The sequence below is a fragment of the Roseateles terrae genome (assembly GCF_014192155.1).
Taxonomy (GTDB): Bacteria; Pseudomonadota; Gammaproteobacteria; order Burkholderiales; family Burkholderiaceae_C; genus Roseateles; species Roseateles terrae.
On sequence record NZ_JACHXO010000008.1, the window covers coordinates 121224 to 138249 of the forward strand.

General features: G+C 65.0%; 14 protein-coding genes. 8 read left to right on the forward strand and 6 right to left on the reverse strand.

Annotated elements, in window-relative coordinates; translation table 11 throughout:
- Positions 1-207 precede the first annotated feature (207 nt).
- A complete protein-coding gene (locus FHS28_RS19895; protein WP_088453583.1) occupies positions 208-951 on the forward strand; it encodes a response regulator in 744 nt (247 codons plus the stop codon).
- Positions 952-1169: 218 nt separating this feature from the next.
- Here FHS28_RS19895 and FHS28_RS19900 read toward each other — a convergent pair whose 3' ends face one another.
- The 4 genes from FHS28_RS19900 to FHS28_RS19915 all read right to left on the reverse strand — a co-directional run bounded on the left by FHS28_RS19900 (position 1170) and on the right by FHS28_RS19915 (position 5611).
- Positions 1170-2051, reverse strand: coding sequence for a segregation and condensation protein A (locus FHS28_RS19900; protein ID WP_088453584.1), 882 nt, complete (start codon positions 2049-2051; stop codon positions 1170-1172).
- A 78-nt stretch (positions 2052-2129) separates the two neighbouring features.
- Positions 2130-2333, reverse strand: coding sequence for a DUF3460 family protein (locus FHS28_RS19905; protein ID WP_088453585.1), 204 nt, complete (start codon positions 2331-2333; stop codon positions 2130-2132).
- 122 nt (positions 2334-2455) lie between these two features.
- Positions 2456-4501, reverse strand: coding sequence for a methionine--tRNA ligase (gene metG / locus FHS28_RS19910; protein WP_088453586.1), 2046 nt, complete (start codon positions 4499-4501; stop codon positions 2456-2458).
- Positions 4502-4579: 78 nt separating this feature from the next.
- Positions 4580-5611, reverse strand: a complete 1032-nt coding sequence (locus FHS28_RS19915) for a bile acid:sodium symporter family protein (RefSeq protein ID WP_088453587.1) — start codon at positions 5609-5611, stop codon at positions 4580-4582.
- 697 nt (positions 5612-6308) lie between these two features.
- Here FHS28_RS19915 and minC point away from each other — a divergent pair.
- The 3 genes from minC (at position 6309) to minE (ending at position 8501) form a co-directional block, all read left to right on the forward strand.
- Positions 6309-7319 (forward strand): septum site-determining protein MinC, encoded by a 1011-nt coding sequence (gene minC / locus FHS28_RS24770; protein ID WP_088453588.1) that lies wholly within the window; start codon positions 6309-6311, stop codon positions 7317-7319.
- A gap of 93 nt (positions 7320-7412) precedes the next feature.
- Positions 7413-8225: a septum site-determining protein MinD gene (gene minD, locus FHS28_RS19925; RefSeq protein WP_088453589.1), complete on the forward strand. Its 813-nt coding sequence runs from the start codon at positions 7413-7415 to the stop codon at positions 8223-8225.
- Between the two features lie 18 nt (positions 8226-8243).
- Positions 8244-8501, forward strand: coding sequence for a cell division topological specificity factor MinE (gene minE / locus FHS28_RS19930; RefSeq protein ID WP_088453590.1), 258 nt, complete (start codon positions 8244-8246; stop codon positions 8499-8501).
- A gap of 174 nt (positions 8502-8675) precedes the next feature.
- On the opposite strand, the gene FHS28_RS19935 is transcribed toward minE, so the two are convergent.
- Entirely contained in the window at positions 8676-9683 is a 1008-nt protein-coding gene (locus FHS28_RS19935) for a D-2-hydroxyacid dehydrogenase family protein (protein ID WP_088453591.1), read from the reverse strand.
- 171 nt (positions 9684-9854) lie between these two features.
- Between FHS28_RS19935 and FHS28_RS19940 the strand changes: the two genes are divergently transcribed.
- Complete coding sequence (locus FHS28_RS19940) at positions 9855-10358, forward strand: DUF1993 domain-containing protein (protein ID WP_375140786.1); 504 nt, start codon at positions 9855-9857, stop codon at positions 10356-10358.
- Positions 10359-10370: 12 nt separating this feature from the next.
- Here the strand turns inward: FHS28_RS19940 and FHS28_RS19945 are convergent, their stop codons facing one another.
- Positions 10371-10952 (reverse strand): hypothetical protein, encoded by a 582-nt coding sequence (locus FHS28_RS19945; protein ID WP_184295274.1) that lies wholly within the window; start codon positions 10950-10952, stop codon positions 10371-10373.
- A 466-nt stretch (positions 10953-11418) separates the two neighbouring features.
- Here FHS28_RS19945 and FHS28_RS19950 point away from each other — a divergent pair, with 466 nt between their 5' ends.
- From FHS28_RS19950 to FHS28_RS19960, 3 genes are read left to right on the forward strand one after another with little or no spacing between them, the layout of a single operon-like run.
- Positions 11419-13308 (forward strand): O-linked N-acetylglucosamine transferase, SPINDLY family protein, encoded by a 1890-nt coding sequence (locus FHS28_RS19950; RefSeq protein WP_246410386.1) that lies wholly within the window; start codon positions 11419-11421, stop codon positions 13306-13308.
- A 19-nt stretch (positions 13309-13327) separates the two neighbouring features.
- Positions 13328-15766, forward strand: coding sequence for a type I secretion system permease/ATPase (locus FHS28_RS19955; RefSeq protein WP_088453594.1), 2439 nt, complete (start codon positions 13328-13330; stop codon positions 15764-15766).
- Between the two features lie 2 nt (positions 15767-15768).
- Complete coding sequence (locus FHS28_RS19960; protein ID WP_088453595.1) at positions 15769-16977, forward strand: HlyD family type I secretion periplasmic adaptor subunit; 1209 nt, start codon at positions 15769-15771, stop codon at positions 16975-16977.
- Positions 16978-17026: the final 49 nt, after the last annotated feature.

Consider the following 17026-nt stretch of genomic DNA (forward strand, 5'->3'; position numbering starts at 1 on the left):
AAGCGGCGTTCGGCAAGCCTTTTGTGTCGCTCGTAACGCCACGAAACCAATACCCCTAGAAGTTCTTTTAAAGAACTTCTTAAGACTTGTCATGCCACCGTAAGGGGGAGTGTTTCGGCGCAACACCCACCCTATGATCGCGCCTTCCATGGGCAAAGTGCCCGGTGTGCACATTTGTCCTGGCGACAGGAATGAGGAGAGAGACGCGTGAGGGTTCTGCTGATCGACGACCATCCATTGATTCTGGCCGCGCTGCAGACCGTCATCCAAGGCCTGGGCGAAGACGTCCAGGTGCTGGGGGCGGACAGTGCCGCCCAGGCGCGTGACACGCTCAAGGCCCGGCAGGATTTCGATCTGGTGCTGCTGGATCTGAACCTGGGTGATGCGAGCGGTTTCGATGTTCTGGAAGAGTTCCGGGCGCTGTATCCGTCGCTGCCGGTGGTGGTCATTTCGGCCTCGGACCGTGCCAGCGATGTCATCCGCGCGATCGACCAGGGTGCGATGGGTTTCATTCCCAAGCGCACCAGCAACGATGTATTGGCGCAAGCGCTGAAGCTGGTCATGTCTGGCGGCATCTATGTGCCGCCGATGTCGTTGGGCAGCGAAGCGCCGGAGCCGGTGGAGGCGGTCGCGCATGAAGCGGTTCCGGTCACCATGGCCGACAAGCTGCAGCAGGTGCACGCGCTGGCCTCTCAGGCGGGCTACCAGACCACGACGGGCTTGGAGGGTCTGCAGCTGACGCCGCGCCAGACGGATGTGCTGGCGCTGCTGTTGCAGGGCAAGCCCAACAAGATCATCGCGCGCGAACTTGGCGTCTCCGTCGAGACCATCAAGGATCATGTGGCGGCGGTGCTGAAGGCGCTGGGCGTGAGCTCTCGCACACAGGCGGTGCTGGCGGTGGGGCAGATGGTGCAGCGCCAACCCAACGCGGCGTTCACGACCTTCCGCTGACTTCGTGCAGGTGCCGAAGCGACTTCATCGCACCGCTCCCCGCACACCACCCTTCCCCCCCCACACCTCGGTGCAGGACCTCGGACGCCCGGGGCCCCTTTGCGGAAGTAAAGAAGGGAATGGCCGGCGGAGCCGGACAGGAATGACATGAAGCAAAGGGGCCCCGGGCGTCCGAGGGACGTGTCCACCGCCCATCCCAGCCCATCCCAAGCCGGGATTCAGGCCCTCACCACCGCCTCATACGTCAACCGGACGTAGATCGGCGCAAACGCCTCCGCCTGGGTGATTTCCACGAGTCGCTCCCGCGACAACTCCAGCATGGCGATGAAGCTGACCACCAGCACCTGCGGCCCGCGGTTCAGCTCGAACAGGTCCTCGAACTCCACGAATTTCTGCCCCTGCAGCTTCCTTAGCAGGTGGCTCATGTATTCCCGCACCGACAGCTGTTCCCGGCTGATCTTGTGATGCTGGTTGAGTTTGGCGCGGCGCATCAAATCGGCCCACGCTGCGCGCAGGTCATCCACACTCACATCCGGCAGCCGCGGCGCCAGTGACTGCTCGATGTGGATCTGCGCCCGCAGAAAATCCCGCCCGAGCACCGGCAGCTGATCCAGCCGCATGGCGGCCTGCTTCATCTGCTCATATTCGAGCAGCCGCCGCACCAGCTCGGCCCGAGGATCTTCCGGCTCCGCGCCATCGTCCGATTTTTTCGGCGGCAGCAGCATCCGCGACTTGATCTCGATCAGCATCGCCGCCATCAGCAGATATTCGCTGGCCAACTCCAGGTTGTGGCGGCGGATCTGCTCCACATAGCTCAGATACTGACGGGTCACTTCCGCCAGCGGAATGTCGAGGATGTTGAAGTTTTGCTTGCGGATCAGGTAGAGCAACAGATCCAGCGGCCCCTGGAAGGCTTCCAGGAACACCTCCAGTGCATCCGGCGGGATGTAGAGGTCTTGCGGCAGGGTGAACAGCGGCTCACCATACAGGCGCGCCACCGCGACGCCATCCACCGTGTCGGGCGTTGTGGAAGCGCCTTCAGGCCCGGCCGGTGGGTCCGGCAGGGCCAGGGGGGCGTGGGACTCTGGGAGCTCGCTCACCGCGATGCAAGCCTGTGCGCGGACCCTGACTCGGGCCTTCGTGCGGACGGGCGGACCACCAACGCCCGCACCACCGGATTATTCCGACTTGGTCTGATACACGTAGGGCTGCTGCTCCACGCGGGCTTCGCGGTATTCCGACTGGGCCTGACGGTCGATCGGGCGGTCCCACAGCAGGCCGCGGCCGGCGCGCTGCTCCGCTTCCAGCGTCGGTTTCTGGACCTTCAGCTGTTCAATGAACTGCGTGACGTCGGACTTGTAGGGCTTCCAGAAGAGCGGCATGGCGTGATTGGAAAAAGGGTACGAACGAGGTTCGAAAAAGGGAACTCTCGGGATTCTAAGCGTCGCCAGCCCTCACGGGCCTGGCGACCACTTCACGGAAAGGTTCTGGGCGGCGCCCCCGCTCAGCGGATGCGCATCCCCGGCTGAGCGCCCGGGAAGGGCTCCAGCACAAAAATGCCGGGATGCGCCTTCTCGTCCGCATGGCTGGCGGCCAGCACCATGCCTTCGGAGACGCCGAACTTCATCTTGCGCGGCGCCAGGTTGGCCACCATCACCGTCAGCTTGCCTTCCAGCTGTTCCGGGCTGTAGGCGCTGCGGATGCCGCTGAACACATTGCGCAGACGGCCTTCGCCAGCATCCAGGGTCAGGCGGAGCAGCTTGTCAGAGCCTTCGACCAGTTCCGCCTTGACGATCCTGGCCACCCGCAGATCGACCTTCGAGAAGTCGTCGATCTTGATCTCCGGTGCCAGTTCTTCCCCGCCTGGCACTACCTTCGGCGGAGCCGGCGGCTCGAACAGCGCTTCCAGCAGCTTGGGGTCCACCCGCTGCATCAGATGCTCATAGACCCCGATGCGGTGGCTGCCCAGGGGGCGCTGCGCGTCTTCAAAACGCATCGGCGCCACCTGCAGGAAGTTTTCCACCTGCGCCACCAGGGCCGGCAGCACCGGCTTCAGATAGATGCTCAGCAGCCGGAAGGCTTCGATGCAGACGGTGCAGACATCCTGCAGCACCTGGTCCTTGCCTTCCTGGCGGGCCAGTTCCCAGGGCTTGTTCTGGTCCACATACTCATTGACCCGGTCGGCCAGCAGCATGATCTCGCGCAGCGCCTTGCCGAATTCGCGGGTCTCGTAGAGTTCCACGATCGCGTCCTTGTGGGCACGCAGGCCGTCCAGCAGCGCCGACCCTTCCACACCCACGTCCGCCGACAGCTCGCCACCGAAACGCTTGGCCAGGAATCCGGCCGCACGGCTGGCGATGTTGATGTACTTGCCGACCAGGTCGGAATTCACCCGGGCGACGAAGTCTTCCGGATTGAAGTCAACGTCTTCGACCTTGCTGTTGAGCTTGGCGGCCAGGTAGTAGCGCAGCCACTCGGCATTCATGCCCAGGTTCAGATACTTCAGCGGGTCCAGGCCGGTGCCCCGGCTCTTGCTCATCTTCTCCCCGCCATTGATGGTCAGGAAGCCATGCACGAACACATGGTTGGGCGTCTTGCGGCCGCTGAAATGCAGCATGGCCGGCCAGAACAGCGTGTGGAAGTAGGTGATGTCCTTGCCGATGAAGTGCACCTGCTCGGTGGACTCGTCCGCCAGGAAGGCGTCGAAATCACGACCGGTCTTCTCGAAGTAGTTCTTCAGCGAAGCCAGGTAGCCGATCGGCGCATCCAGCCACACGTAGAAGTACTTGCCCGGCGCGTCCGGAATCTCGATGCCGAAGTAGGGCGCGTCCCGGCTGATGTCCCAGTCGCCCAGGCCACCGTTGCCTTCTTCGTCCTTGGTGAACCATTCCTTGATCTTGTTGAGCACCTCGCCCTGCAGACGGCCCGGGGTCTGGGTCCACTGTTCCAGGAATTCCACGCAGCGCGGGTCGGAGAGACGGAAGAAATAGTGCTCCGAACTCTTCATCACCGGCGTCGCACCGGTCAGCACCGAGAACGGGTTCTTCAGCTCGGTGGGCGTGTAGACCGCGCCGCATACCTCGCAGGAATCGCCGTACTGGTCCTTGGCACCGCACTTCGGGCATTCGCCCTTGATGAAACGGTCGGGCAGGAACATCGACTTTTGCGGGTCGAAGAACTGTTCGATGGTCTTGACCGAAATCAGCTCATTGGCCCGCAGCGACTTGTAGATCTCCTTGGACAGCGCGTGATTCTCCGGACTGTCGGTGGAGCTCCAGTTGTCGAAGCTGATGTGGAAGCCGTCCAGATACTGGCGGCGGCCGGCGGCAATGCCCGCCACGAATTCCTGCGGCGTCTTGCCGGCCTTCTCGGCAGAAATCATGATCGGCGCGCCGTGGGCATCGTCCGCGCAGACGAAGTGCACCTCGTGACCCATCATCCGCTGGAAGCGCACCCAGATGTCGGCCTGGGTGTACTCCATGATGTGGCCAATGTGGAAGTTCGCATTGGCGTAGGGCAGAGCGGTGGTGACGAAGAGTTTGCGTGTCATGGCGAACGATCTAGAACGTGCAGACCGGTGAACGGTCCGGACAGACGCGAAGCGGGGGGAAACCCGTCATTCTAGGCGTCAGCGGACGGATTGCTGCGCCTGCGGTGCAGACGGAGTGCCCGCCACCGGCCGCGCGGCGTAGCGCTGCGCCAGCCACGAGCACAGAATCAGCTGCAGCTGGTGATAAAACATGATGGGCAGCACGATGACGCCCACGGCCGGATGCGCGCCGAACAACAGCTTGGCCATCGGCACCCCGGACGCCAGCGTCTTCTTCGAGCCACAGAACACCGCGGCGATCTCGTCCTCCACCGACATGCCCAGCAGCCGGGTCGCCAGACGCGTCAGGGCGATCACGACGACCAGAAACACCGCAGCGCCCGCGGCCGCCTTCACCAGCAGCTCCGCGCCGTGATCCCGCCACAGGCCCGAGGCCACCGAATCACTGAAGGCCGACAGCACCAGCAGGATGATCACCCAGCGGTCCACCAGCGAGATGGACGCCTTGTGTCGCTGATGAAAGCCCAGCAGCAGCGGCCGCAGCAGCTGTCCGGCCACCAGGGGCAGCAGCAGCAGTTGCGTGAGCTTCCACACCGCTTCGCCAAACGGCAAGGTCGCACCGCTGGCACCGGACATCAGGCTCACCAGCGCGGGCGTCAGCACGATGCCCAGCAGGCTCGACACGCTGGCATTGAAGATGGCGGCCGGCACATTGCCCCGAGCCAGCACTGTCATGGCGACGGAGGAGGAAATCGTCGAGGGCAGGGCACAGAGGTAAGCGAAGCCCAGTGCCAGGTCCTGCGGCAACCAGCGGCTGAACAGCGCCATGAAGGCCCACCAGAGCAGCGGAAACAGCGCGTAGGTGCTGAGCTGCACCAGCAAATGCACCCGCCATTTCAAGGCGCCGTCGCGCAGCGCTGCGGATGACAGGCCCAGGCCGGTAAGGAAGAACACCAGGGCCACGCCCCAGTTGCTCACCAGCTCCAGCCGGAGCCACCCTCCACTGCGGCCGAGGTCGGGCCAGACGCTCGCCAGCACCACCGCGCCCACCAGCGCCAGGAGAAACCACTCCTTGCGCAGGCGCCCACCGACTTTTGCGATTGAACTCATGCGCGGGACTCTAGCTGTTCTGTGCGCCGAAGTAGGTCGCGCATCGAACTGTCATCAAAGGTGCGCTTATCGCGCGCAAAAATGACCACCGCCAGGCGCACAAGCGCTGCGTGGCGCCTCGGCATGACTCCAACGTGGGGTCCGATTGACTTCGAAATATGTTCAAGCGTGGGCCGTAACGCCTTGATTTTGAAGGGCTCTCCAACCTATCCACTGAGCCTGTGGATAAATGTGTGGGAAACCTGCCCCGGCGGCCTCTAAACCCTTGATTGACCGTGGATCGAGGTTGGTTGCCTCATTTTCGAGCGCTCGAGTTTCGTCTATATAAATCAACCACTTAGCGGCCACTGCAACATGCTGTCACGGGCTTGGCACCGCCTTGAAGACGGATGTGTCTGGATCTTGCGAGTGGGGATAAGTCAACCCCCTGGGTGCTGATTTTGAGCTTGACAGGACCCGGCTGACCCCGGAAACCGCGACCGGAACCTCCCCGGCTGTCCACCTCCGCTGTGGACAACCATGTGGGCTGTCTGGCGATGGCGACTGCAAGTGGTTGTCAGCCCATGGCTTTGACTGGTTTGCTGCAAGAAGTGGCAGGGTGCAGCCACCCCAGGCAGGGGGTGGGCGGACCCGCCCCGTGAGGACCCTGAAAGTTCGGGTGGATCGGACCGCTAAAATCCGCCACTTTGTTATCGCATTGACCACCTACATGGCGCAGGCATTGGCGGGAACCCCAGACTCTTCGGCGGCACGATCCGCCACGACCGGCAAAGCCCCGGATCTCTTCGAGCTCAAGAGCGCCTCCCTGAGCCTGCTCTCGCTGGTGCTCCGGACGGCCGACATGGCCGCGCTGGCGCAGTCGCTGCAGGCCAGGCTGGGTGAAACGCCCGACGCGTTCCATCACGATCCGCTGCTGATTGATTTGAGTCAGCTGGCGACGCTGGAAGCTGGGGAGGGAAGTGCGGCGCCTGGTCCGGTGGCAGGCGGTGTCGCTCATGGCGCCGCTGACGAAGCCGTCCCGACCCGCGACGCAGCGAATCCCACCGCGGACTCAGGTGAAGGAGCCTCCGCAACTGCTGCGGCCGCAGCGCCGACGGCGCCCGCCGCGTCCAGTGGCCCTGTTGATGCGCAGTCGCCACGCCTTCAACTCGCCCACCTGCTGCCGCTGCTGCGCCAGTACCGCCTGCAACCGGTTGGCGTGATCGGCGCCAACGCCGCCGAGTTGGCACAGGCCGCCGAGCTGGGCCTGGCCGAAGCGCCGGAGACCGCCGCCCCGATGCCGCGCGCCGAGCCGCGTGTCGAGACGGTGGTGCAACAGGTGATCAAGGAAGTGGTGGTCGAGCGTCAGGTTGAAGTGCCGGTGATGACCGAGGCACGCACCGTCTTCGTCGACAAGCCGCTGCGCTCCGGGCAGCAGGTCTATGCCAAGGGCGCGGATCTGGTCGTTCTGGCGCTGGTCAACCACGGCGCCGAAGTCATCGCCGACGGCAACATCCACATTTACGCGCCGCTGCGTGGCAAGGCAATTGCCGGGGCACGCGGCAACACCGACGCCCGCATCTTTGCGCAATGCCTGGAAGCGGAACTCATCGCCATCGCCGGCATCTATCGCACCACCGAAAACCCGCTGCCCGACAACGTCCGCGGCAAGGCGGCGATGGTGCGGCTGGACGGCGAAAAGCTCTTGATGGACCCCTTGCCCCAATGACGCGCGTCAGTCCGCGCGACGGCGGGCTGATCACAATTCAACCGAGATCACGCTGCACTGCCAGCGAATGAATCACTGAAAGGACTCCGACCCATGACCAAGATCGTTGTGGTGACTTCCGGCAAAGGTGGCGTGGGCAAAACCACCACCAGCGCCAGCTTTGCCACCGGGCTGGCAATGCGCGGCTACAAGACGGCCGTCATCGACTTCGACGTCGGCCTGCGGAACCTGGACCTCATCATGGGCTGTGAGCGCCGCGTGGTGTATGACCTGATCAACGTCATCAACGACGAGATCAAGCTGAGCCAGGCCTTGATCAAGGACAAGCAACTCGACAAGCTCTACATCCTGGCGGCCAGCCAGACCCGCGACAAGGACGCCCTGAAGCAGGAAGGCGTGGAGCGGGTGCTGGAAGAGCTCAAGGCGATGGAGTTCGACTACATCATCTGCGACTCGCCGGCCGGCATCGAGACTGGCGCGCTGATGGCCATGCACTATGCGGATGAGGCCCTGGTGGTCACCAATCCGGAAGTCTCGTCGGTGCGCGATTCCGACCGCATCCTGGGCATGCTCAACAGCAAGACCAAGCGCGCCATCGAGGGCAAGGAGCCGGTGAAGGAGCATCTGCTGATCACCCGCTACAACCCCAATCGGGTGGAAGGCGGCCAGATGCTGTCGCTGGAAGACATCCACGAGATCCTGCGCACGCCGCTGATCGGCGTGATTCCTGAAAGCGAGATCGTGCTGCAGGCCTCCAACCAGGGTCTGCCGGCCATCCACATGAAGGGTTCGGACGTGGCCGAGGCCTATGCCGACGTGGTGTCCCGCTTCCTGGGCGAAGACAAGCCGATGCGCTTTGTGGAGGCCGTCAAGCCCGGCTTCTTCAAGCGTCTCTTCAGCCGCTGACCGCCACCAGGAGCCATCATGGGATTCATGTCCTTCTTCCTGGGCGAGAAGAAAAGCACGGCCACCGTTGCCAAGGAACGGCTGCAACTGATCCTCGCTCACGAACGCAACGGCCGCAGCGCCAGCCCGGACTACCTGCCGCAGCTGCAGCGGGAGCTGCTGGCCGTCATCTCCAAATACGTCTCCATCAATCCGGACGACATCAAGGTGCACATGGAGCGCCAGGATGATCTGGAAGTGCTGGAGGTGAAGATCGAGCTGCCGGAAAAGCGCTGAGCGGCCGGCAACGACGCTGTCGCCACGCCGCGGAGGCAGTGGTGGCGGGCGACGCGCGAGGATCCGCCGCAACGCAGGCCTCGCAACGCAGGCACTGTCCGACGGCGGTCCAACGGACGTCTTCAACGCGCCATCACGGCGCGTCTTCCGCCACTCCTCTCCGGTGCCCCGCTTTCAGCGAAGCACCTTCAGTGCATCCGGGTTGACGATGTTTGTCGGTGTCCCTGCGATGTAGTTGAGCACGTTGTCGAACGCCGCATCGAAGTACATCTCATAGCTGTCCAGCTCCACATACCCGATGTGGGGCGTGCAGACCGCATTTTCCAGTCGAAGCAGCGGATGGCCCTGCAGGATGGGCTCGCTCTCGAACACGTCCACCGCCGCCATGCCGGGTCGGCCCCGGTTCAGGCCGGACACCAGCGCACCGTCCGCCACCAGCTCAGCCCGCGAGGTGTTGACGAACAGCGAGGTCGGTTTCATGCGCGCCAGGTCTTCCGCCGTCACGATGCCCTGGGTGGCGTCCCCCAGCCGCAGGTGCAGGCTCAGCACATCCGACTGCTCGAAGAAGGCTTCCCGGCTGTCGGCCGCCAGATGGCCGTCGGCCTGCGCCCGCAGGCGTGAGCTCTCGCTGCCCCAGACCAGCACCTGCATGCCAAAGGCCTTGCCGTAACCGGCCACCATCTGGCCGATCTTGCCGTAGCCCCAGATGCCCAGCGTCTTGCCACGCAGCACCATGCCCAGCCCGAAGTTGGGCGGCATCGACGCCGACTTCAACCCCGATTGCTGCCACACCCCATGCTTGAGCGTGGAGATGTACTGCGGCAGGCGCCGCATGGCCGCCATGATCAGCGCCCAGGTCATCTCGGCCGGCGCGATGGGGGAGCCGCCGCCCTCGGCCACCGCAATGCCCAGCCGCGTGCAGGCGTCCAGATCGATGTGCTTGCCGACCCGCCCGGTCTGTGCAATCAGCTTGAGCTTGGGCAGCTTTTCCAGCAGTTGACGGGGGAAGTGGGTGCGTTCGCGGATGGTCACCAGCACTTCGGCGTCCCGCAACCGTACCGAAAGCTGACCGATTCCTTTGACCGTATTGGTAAAGACCTTGGCGTTCAGCGCGTCCAGCTTGGCGGCGCAAGGCAGCTTGCGCACGGCGTCCTGGTAATCGTCGAGGATGATGATGTTCATAGGCGTGCGGTCTCCATCCTAACCGCGTCTGCGCCGTGATCCCAAGGTGCATTCATGCAGGTCACTGCAACAGATGCGAACAGCGGATAGCATCCGCGCCGTTTTGTTGGTTTTTTCGAGCTGGCAGGCGCAGCATCCCGGCGACGCCACAGACCTCCAAGGAGATTGCAGATGGACATGTTTAACGCCACCGTTCCGGTGTTTGACCGCATGCTGGGCAGCATGCAGACCTGGATTGGCATCGCCCGCGAACACGCCAGGACCAAGGGTTTTGACGAGTCGGTCTACCTGACCTTGCGACTGGCGCCGGACATGCTGCCGCTGCCGCGCCAGATCCAGATTGCCAGCGATGGGGCCAAGGGCGCGGTCGCCCGCCTGTCGGGCCAGGAAGTGCCGAGCTGGGCCGACACCGAAGTCACCCTGGACGACCTGCTGGCCCGCCTGCAAAAGACCCGGGATTACGTGAACAGCTTCAAGCCGGAGCAGATCAACGGCAGCGAGCAGCGCGAGGTGACCGTGCCGCGTCGTCAGGGCGACCCGTTCAAGTTCAGCGGGGAAGACTTCCTGCGTTTCTTCGCCACGCCCAATCTGTATTTCCATGCCACCACGCTGTATGCGCTGCTGCGTCATGCGGGCGTGCCGCTGGGCAAGATGGATTTCCTGGGCAGTCGCTGACCCAGGCGGGGCTCAGCCGCGGCCGTTCAACACCTTGAGCCGGCCGCGGCTCAGATCGAACTGCAAGGTCAGCAGCGCCACCCGGCGCTCGGCCTCGGCCTGGCTGCGTGCCCGGGCCACCTCGGTGTAGATGGACGCGCGCAAATGCCACAGGTCCTCCGGATGGCTGCTGTGCACGATGTGTCCGAAGACCGCTTCCAGGCGCAACTGGCCGCGCACATCGCCCTGGGCACGCGCCTCCTGCATCAGGTCCGCCAGGCACCCACGGAAGGCGGAGCGCAGGCGCGCCATGGTCTGGATGCTGGCTTCCGGGCGGCGGCCCTCGCGGGGCCACAGCCGCATCAGGCTCTGAAAGATGGAGTCGCTGGCGCGGCGGCGCAGCGACGTTGGGGCGGGGCCGGCGGCGCTCACCATGCTGCTCGCGGGGCTGCTGTCGAAAAGGCCACCGGGGCTACGGCTGCCAGCGCCCTCCGGGCCGGGCAGATCCGAGGCCAGGGCGCTGTCCCACGTGTCCGCCGCACCGGCGGCATCCGGCCGCCAGATCGGTCCGGCGGCCATCGTCTCCTGATCATCCCAACAAGTCTTGACCTTCATGTGTGTCGTCCACGGCCATCTGGTGTCGCGCGTCCCCGACGTCCCCGGGCCTGCCTGAAGCCCGCTCGCGCGGCGTCCGGTCCTCGCCGGGACCTGGATCGCGAGCCGATTGTGTCGATCGGCGGGTGCCAACGAATGCTCAAAAAGGCCGCTTCCCCGCCTGCAATTCGTGCTCAAGTTGGCATCTGAGCGGCCGATAAAGGATTGAATCAGGGGTTTGTGACAGCCGCTCTGACGCTTTCGACCTTCCAGGCAGGACCGGGCGCTGGCTGGTGAGGGTGTGCGAGGGCGGGTGAATGTGGGGCGTCAGTCGCCCCGGCGACGAGCGCAACCCCGGCGGACAAGCATTGAATTGACCGGTTCGAGCCCGCCAATTGGCGGGTTTCAATCCTGTCACGGACGTTCACAATCCTGACAGGAGAACCGCCCGTGGCGGGTCGCCCTCGTCCTTCATTGAAGCCCTCACATGGATTCAGCCGCCAATCGCATGCAGAACCTCAGCGTCCCCGCCGAGCTGGCCCAGGAATGGGAGCTCCTGCTTCAACGCGCCGGTGCGGGCAGCCTGCCGCTGCCGGAGTTGATGGACCGGGCCAATGTCCTGCAGAACCGCCAGCTCGGCCATGCCGCCGCGGCTTTGTATGAAACCTGGCTGTCGGTGCCCGGTCATCCGCCGGCCAGCCAGCTCGTGGCGCTCTACAACTGGGGCACGGTGCTGGGCAACGTTCAGCAGCATCAGCGCGCCGAGCAGGTCTACCAGCAGGCGCTGGCCATCAGCCCGAGCTTCGCTCAGGCCCGTCTGAACCTGGGCCATCAGCTGGAGCATCAGCAGCGGGTGGAAGAAGCGCTGGCCGCGTGGCGCAGCGTTTACGACCACGAAGGCCCGATGGAGTCGCTCGGTGCCGAGGTGCTGGGCCTGCGCACGCACGCGCTGAACAATGCGGCACGCCTGCTGGAGTTGCAGCGTCGCTATGAGGAATCCGAAGCGTTGATGGTGCGCAGCCTCACGCTCAAGCCGGACCAGACCGATGTGATGCAGCACTATGTGCACATCCGTCAGAAGCAATGCAAGTGGCCGGTCTATCAGCCGTTTGGCGAGGTCACCCACAACGCGCTGCTGCTGGCCACGTCGCTGCTGGCCACCTTGAGCGCCACCGACGATCCCGCCCTCCAGATGGGCGCCGCCCAACGCTTCGTCTACGAAAAGGTCACCCGTCCGAAGGAAGCGCCGCTGTGGCGGCATCCGGCTTCGGTGGCGGCGCGTCAGCAGGGCGGCAAGATCCGCATCGGCTATCTGTCGGGCGACCTGTGCATGCATGCGGTGGGTCTGCTCACCGCCGAGTTGTACGAGTTGCACGACCGCGAAAAATTCGAGATCCATGCCTTCTGCTGGAGCCGGGAAGATGGCACGCCGCTACGCCAGCGGCTGCTTCGCTCCTTTGACAAGGTCTGGCGGATCAACACCATTGACGACAGCAATGCCGCCAAGCTGATTGCGCAGACCGGCATCGACGTGCTGGTGGACCTGCAGGGCCTGACCAGCGGCGCCCGCCCCAATATCCTGGCCTATCGGCCGGCACCGGTGCAAGTGAGTTACCTGGGGCTGCCGGCGACGTCGCTGCTGCCCGGCGTGGACTGGATCCTGGCGGATCGCTTCACCATGCCGCCCGAGTACCTGCCGTACTGCAGCGAAAAACCGATCTACCTGCCGCACTGCTATCAGGTCAGCGACCGGCAGCGGGAAGTGGGCGCGACGCCCACCCGCGCGCAGTACGACCTGCCGGAAGACGCCTTTGTCTTCTGCTCGTTCAATAACAACCACAAGATGAATGCCGAGATGTTCGGCGCCTGGATGCGCATCCTGCTCGGCGTGCCGGGCAGCGTGCTGTGGCTGCTGGCGGACAACGACTGGGCCCGCGCCAACCTGCGCCGCGAAGCGGAAGCCGCCGGCGTCGATCCGGCCCGGCTGATTTTTGCGCCGCGGGTGGCGCCGCCGGACTATCTGGCCCGCTTCATGCTGCCGGACCTGGTGCTGGACACCTTCCCCTACAACGCCGGCACCACCGCCAGTGACTGCCTCTGGATGGGCACGCCCATCCTCACCCGCTCCGGCCGCAGCTACATCTCCCGGATGTGCGGCAGCCTGCTGACGGCGGTGGGCCTGCCGGACCTGATCACCCATTCGCTGCAGGAGTATGAGCAGCGCGCCATCCAGATCGGGTTGAACCCTGGGCGGGCCCGCTCCTACAAGCGTTATCTGCGGGAAGAGGGTCGCCAGAGCGAACTATTCAACATGCCGCAGATTGTTCGTGACATTGAGCGCGAATTCGAGCAATTGACACTGGCCCATCGCGCCTGATTGATCCACGATTCCCAGTATGAGCCGGCCGCACGACCCCTTCTTCGACGGTGACCAGCGCGCACGCCGCCCCGGCCTGCGCCTGGCCGCCGAGGACGGTCAGCGCGCGCCCGGCATGCCGGAAGAGCCGCACGATCCGCTGGCCGGGCTGGCGGATCAACCGGCCATCGACCCGCTGCTGCACTGCCTGGCCTGGCTGACCCAGCACCACGGCCGCGCCCGCTCGCCGGAGTCGCTGCGCGCGGGCGCCCCGATCGAGGGGCAGCTCAGCCCCGATCAAGCCATTCGCCTGATGCGCGAAGCCGGTTACAACGCCGGCCTGCTGCGCAAGGGCATTGACGAAATCAACGCGCTGCTGCTGCCGGCGGTGCTGCTGCTCAATGGTGGCGATGCCTGCGTGCTGGTGCGCCGCCTGGATGACGGGCAGGACGGCAGCGGCGCCCGCTATGAAGTGGTCTTCCCGGGCCCGGAGGCCGCGAGTTGCGTGGCGCCGGCGTCGGAGCTGGATCAGGAATACAGCGGTTTCATCCTGGCCGTCACCCCGCAGGAGCAGAGCCAGGCCAAGCCGCTGGCCGGCGAGCCGCCGCTGCTGCAGCCGGAGAAGCACTGGCTCTGGGGCACCCTGCGCCGGTTTGTGCCGTATTACCGCTCGGCCATGCTGGCGGCCTTGCTGAGCAATGTGCTGATGCTGGTGTCGGGCCTGGTCACCTCGGTGATCTACGACAAGGTCATTCCGCATCAGGCCTACGTGACGCTCTGGACGCTGGCCGTCGGCGCCGGACTGGCACTCGTGTTCGACATGTTCTCCCGCCAGTTGCGCAGCCACCTGATCGACCTCGCCGGCCGCAAGACCGACCTGATCATCGGGGCGAAGCTGTTCCGGCAGACGCTGGGCGTGCGCATGGAACACAAGCCGGCCTCCGCCGGCTCTTACGCCCACTACCTGGCGCAGGTGGAAGTCGTGCGCGACTTCTTCACCTCGGCCACCATGTCGGCCCTGACCGACCTGCCGTTCATCATCCTGTTCGTGGCCATGACCTTCATCGTCGGCGGGCCGCTCGGCTGGGTGCTGATGGCCGCGATTCCGCTGATGCTGGGCATGAGCCTGGCCATCCAGGGGTATCTGCGCCGCGCCATGCGCACCAACATGACCGAGGCGGCCGATCTGCACGGCACGCTGGTGGAGGCCCTGGAAGGCCTGGAAGACCTGAAGACGTCCGGCGCCGAAGGACGTTTCCTGCGTCGGTATGAGCAGAGCACCGCCATCGTCGCCGAGTCCGCGCTCCGCGCCCGGACCATGTCCAGCTGGAGCATGAACATCTCCATGACCATGCAGCAGCTCATCAACCTGGTGATGCTGGTGTGGGGGGTGTATCTCATCGGCGATGGGGTGATCTCGGCCGGTGCGTTGATCGGCGCCGTGATGTTCGCCGGCCGGGCCACGATGCCATTGAACAGCCTGGTCAGTTTGGCGACGCGCTACCAAGGTGCGCGGGCGGCCATGTTGTCGCTCAACTCCGTCATGAGCGCCCCCACGGAGCGGGACTCGCAGCGCAACTATGTGCCGCTCACCCAGGTCACTGGCCGCATGGGCCTGACTGACGTGGGCTTCAGCTATCCGGCGCAGGGCGACGCCCAGTCTCCCAAAGTGCTGCGCAGCGTCACGCTGCGGATCCAGCCGGGCGAACGCATCGCCATCCTGGGGCGTATCGGCAGTGGCAAGTCCACGGTGCTGCGCATGCTGGCGGGGCTGTATCAGCCGACCGAAGGCATGGTGGAGGTGGACGGCATCGACCTGCGGCAGGTGGATCCCGCCGAGTTCCGCAGCAAGGTCGGTTTTGTGTCGCAGGAGCCGCGGCTCTTCCACGGCACGCTGCGCGACAACGTGCTGATGGGTCGCCACGTGGACGCACAGCGCCTGGTGGAAGTCGCCAAACTCACCGGCCTGGACCGGGTGGTGGCCAACCATCCGATGGGTTGGGACCTGCCGGTCGGTGAAATGGGCACGCTGCTGTCAGGCGGCCAGCGTCAGCTGGTGGCACTGGCCCGCAGTCTGGTCACCCGCCCGCAGATCCTGTTGATGGACGAACCCACCAGCTCGATGGACGCGCAGTCCGAAATCGCCTTCCTGCGTCAGCTGCGCGATGCGGCCGGCGACTGCACCTTGGTGATGGTCACCCACCGGCCGGCGGTGCTGGAGCTGGTGTCCCGCATTCTCGTGGTGGACTCGGGGCGCCTCGTCATGGACGGCCCGCGCGACCAGGTGCTGGCGGCGCTGTCGGGCGTGCGTCCGGGCGGCGCGCCGGGTCAGGCGCAAGGGCAGGGGCCCAATGCCGCACAGGCGGCGCAGATGGCCCAGATGGCGCAGGCCCAGGCCGCGCAGGCTGCGCAGTTGGCGAATGGCACCGTCCACATGCATCCCGCCGCGCAGCCGGTCAACCGTAACGCGGCGGTGTGAACATGTCTCAGCAACGCGCCCTGTCCCGCGAGGACAACCTGTTCATCAGCAGCGTGCAATCCGCGCTGATCGATGAGCCGCTGCCCAAATCGGTCTGGGTGCTGTATCTGGTGGCCATCGTGCTGGTGGTGGGCGTGACCTGGTCAGCGCTGGCCACGGTGGATGAAGTCACCCGCAGCGATGCGCGCATCGTGCCGGATGGCAAGGAGCAGATCGTCACCAGCGTCGAAACCGGCGTGCTCAGCAAGCTGCTGGTGCGCGAAGGTGAGGAAGTGGAGGCCGGTCAGCCGCTGGCCGAGCTGGACCCGACCCGCGCCGAAGCGGCGCAGAACGAAAGCCAGGTGAAGCGGCTGGGCCTGATGGCCCAGGTCGCCCGCCTGCGTGCGGAGGCCCTCGGTCAGGCGCTCAAATTCCCCCCGGAAGTGACCCAGGTGCAACGGCTGGTGGACAGCGAGTCCGAAGTCTTCGACACCCGTCGCCGGGTGCTGGAGGAGGCCGTGTCCAGTTACAACCGCAGCGTCGGCCTGCTGGCCACCGAATTGAAGATGGCGCAGGACATGTCGGCCAAGGGGCTGATGTCCAACGTGGAGGTGATGCGGCTGAACCGGCAGGTCAACGAACTGCAGCAGCAGCGCAATGAGCGGATCAGCCGTTTCCGGCAAGAGGCCAGCACCGACCTCTCCCGAGTGCAGACCGAGCTGGCGCAGATCGATGAGCAGATGGTGGTGCGCCGGGATGCGCTGCAGCACACGGTGCTCAAGTCCCCCGTCAAGGGCTTCGTCAAGAACATCAAGATGAACACCGTGGGCAGCGCGGTCGCGTCCGGCGCGCCCATCATGGAGATCGTGCCCATGGGCGCGCGGGTGCTGGTGGAGGCGCGCATCAAGCCCAAGGACATCGGCTTCCTGCAGGTCGGACAGTCCGCGGTGGTGAAGGTCAACGGGTATGACTTCAATGTCAACGGTGGCATGCACGGCAAGATCGAATACATCAGCCCGGATGCCCTGGGCGAGACCGAGAAAAACGGCGAAGGCACCTACTACCGGGTGATCGTGGCGGCCGAGCGGGTGGACATCAAGCTGCATGGCGAGCCGCTGCCGGTGATTCCGGGCATGACGGCGATGCTGGAAATTCGCACCGGCGAGCGTTCGGTGCTCAGCTATCTGCTGCGGCCGATGCTCAAGTCCAAGGAAGCACTGCGGGAGCGGTGAGGACGGCAGGACAACGCCCGGTTCACTGACCGTGGGCGCGTGGGAACGC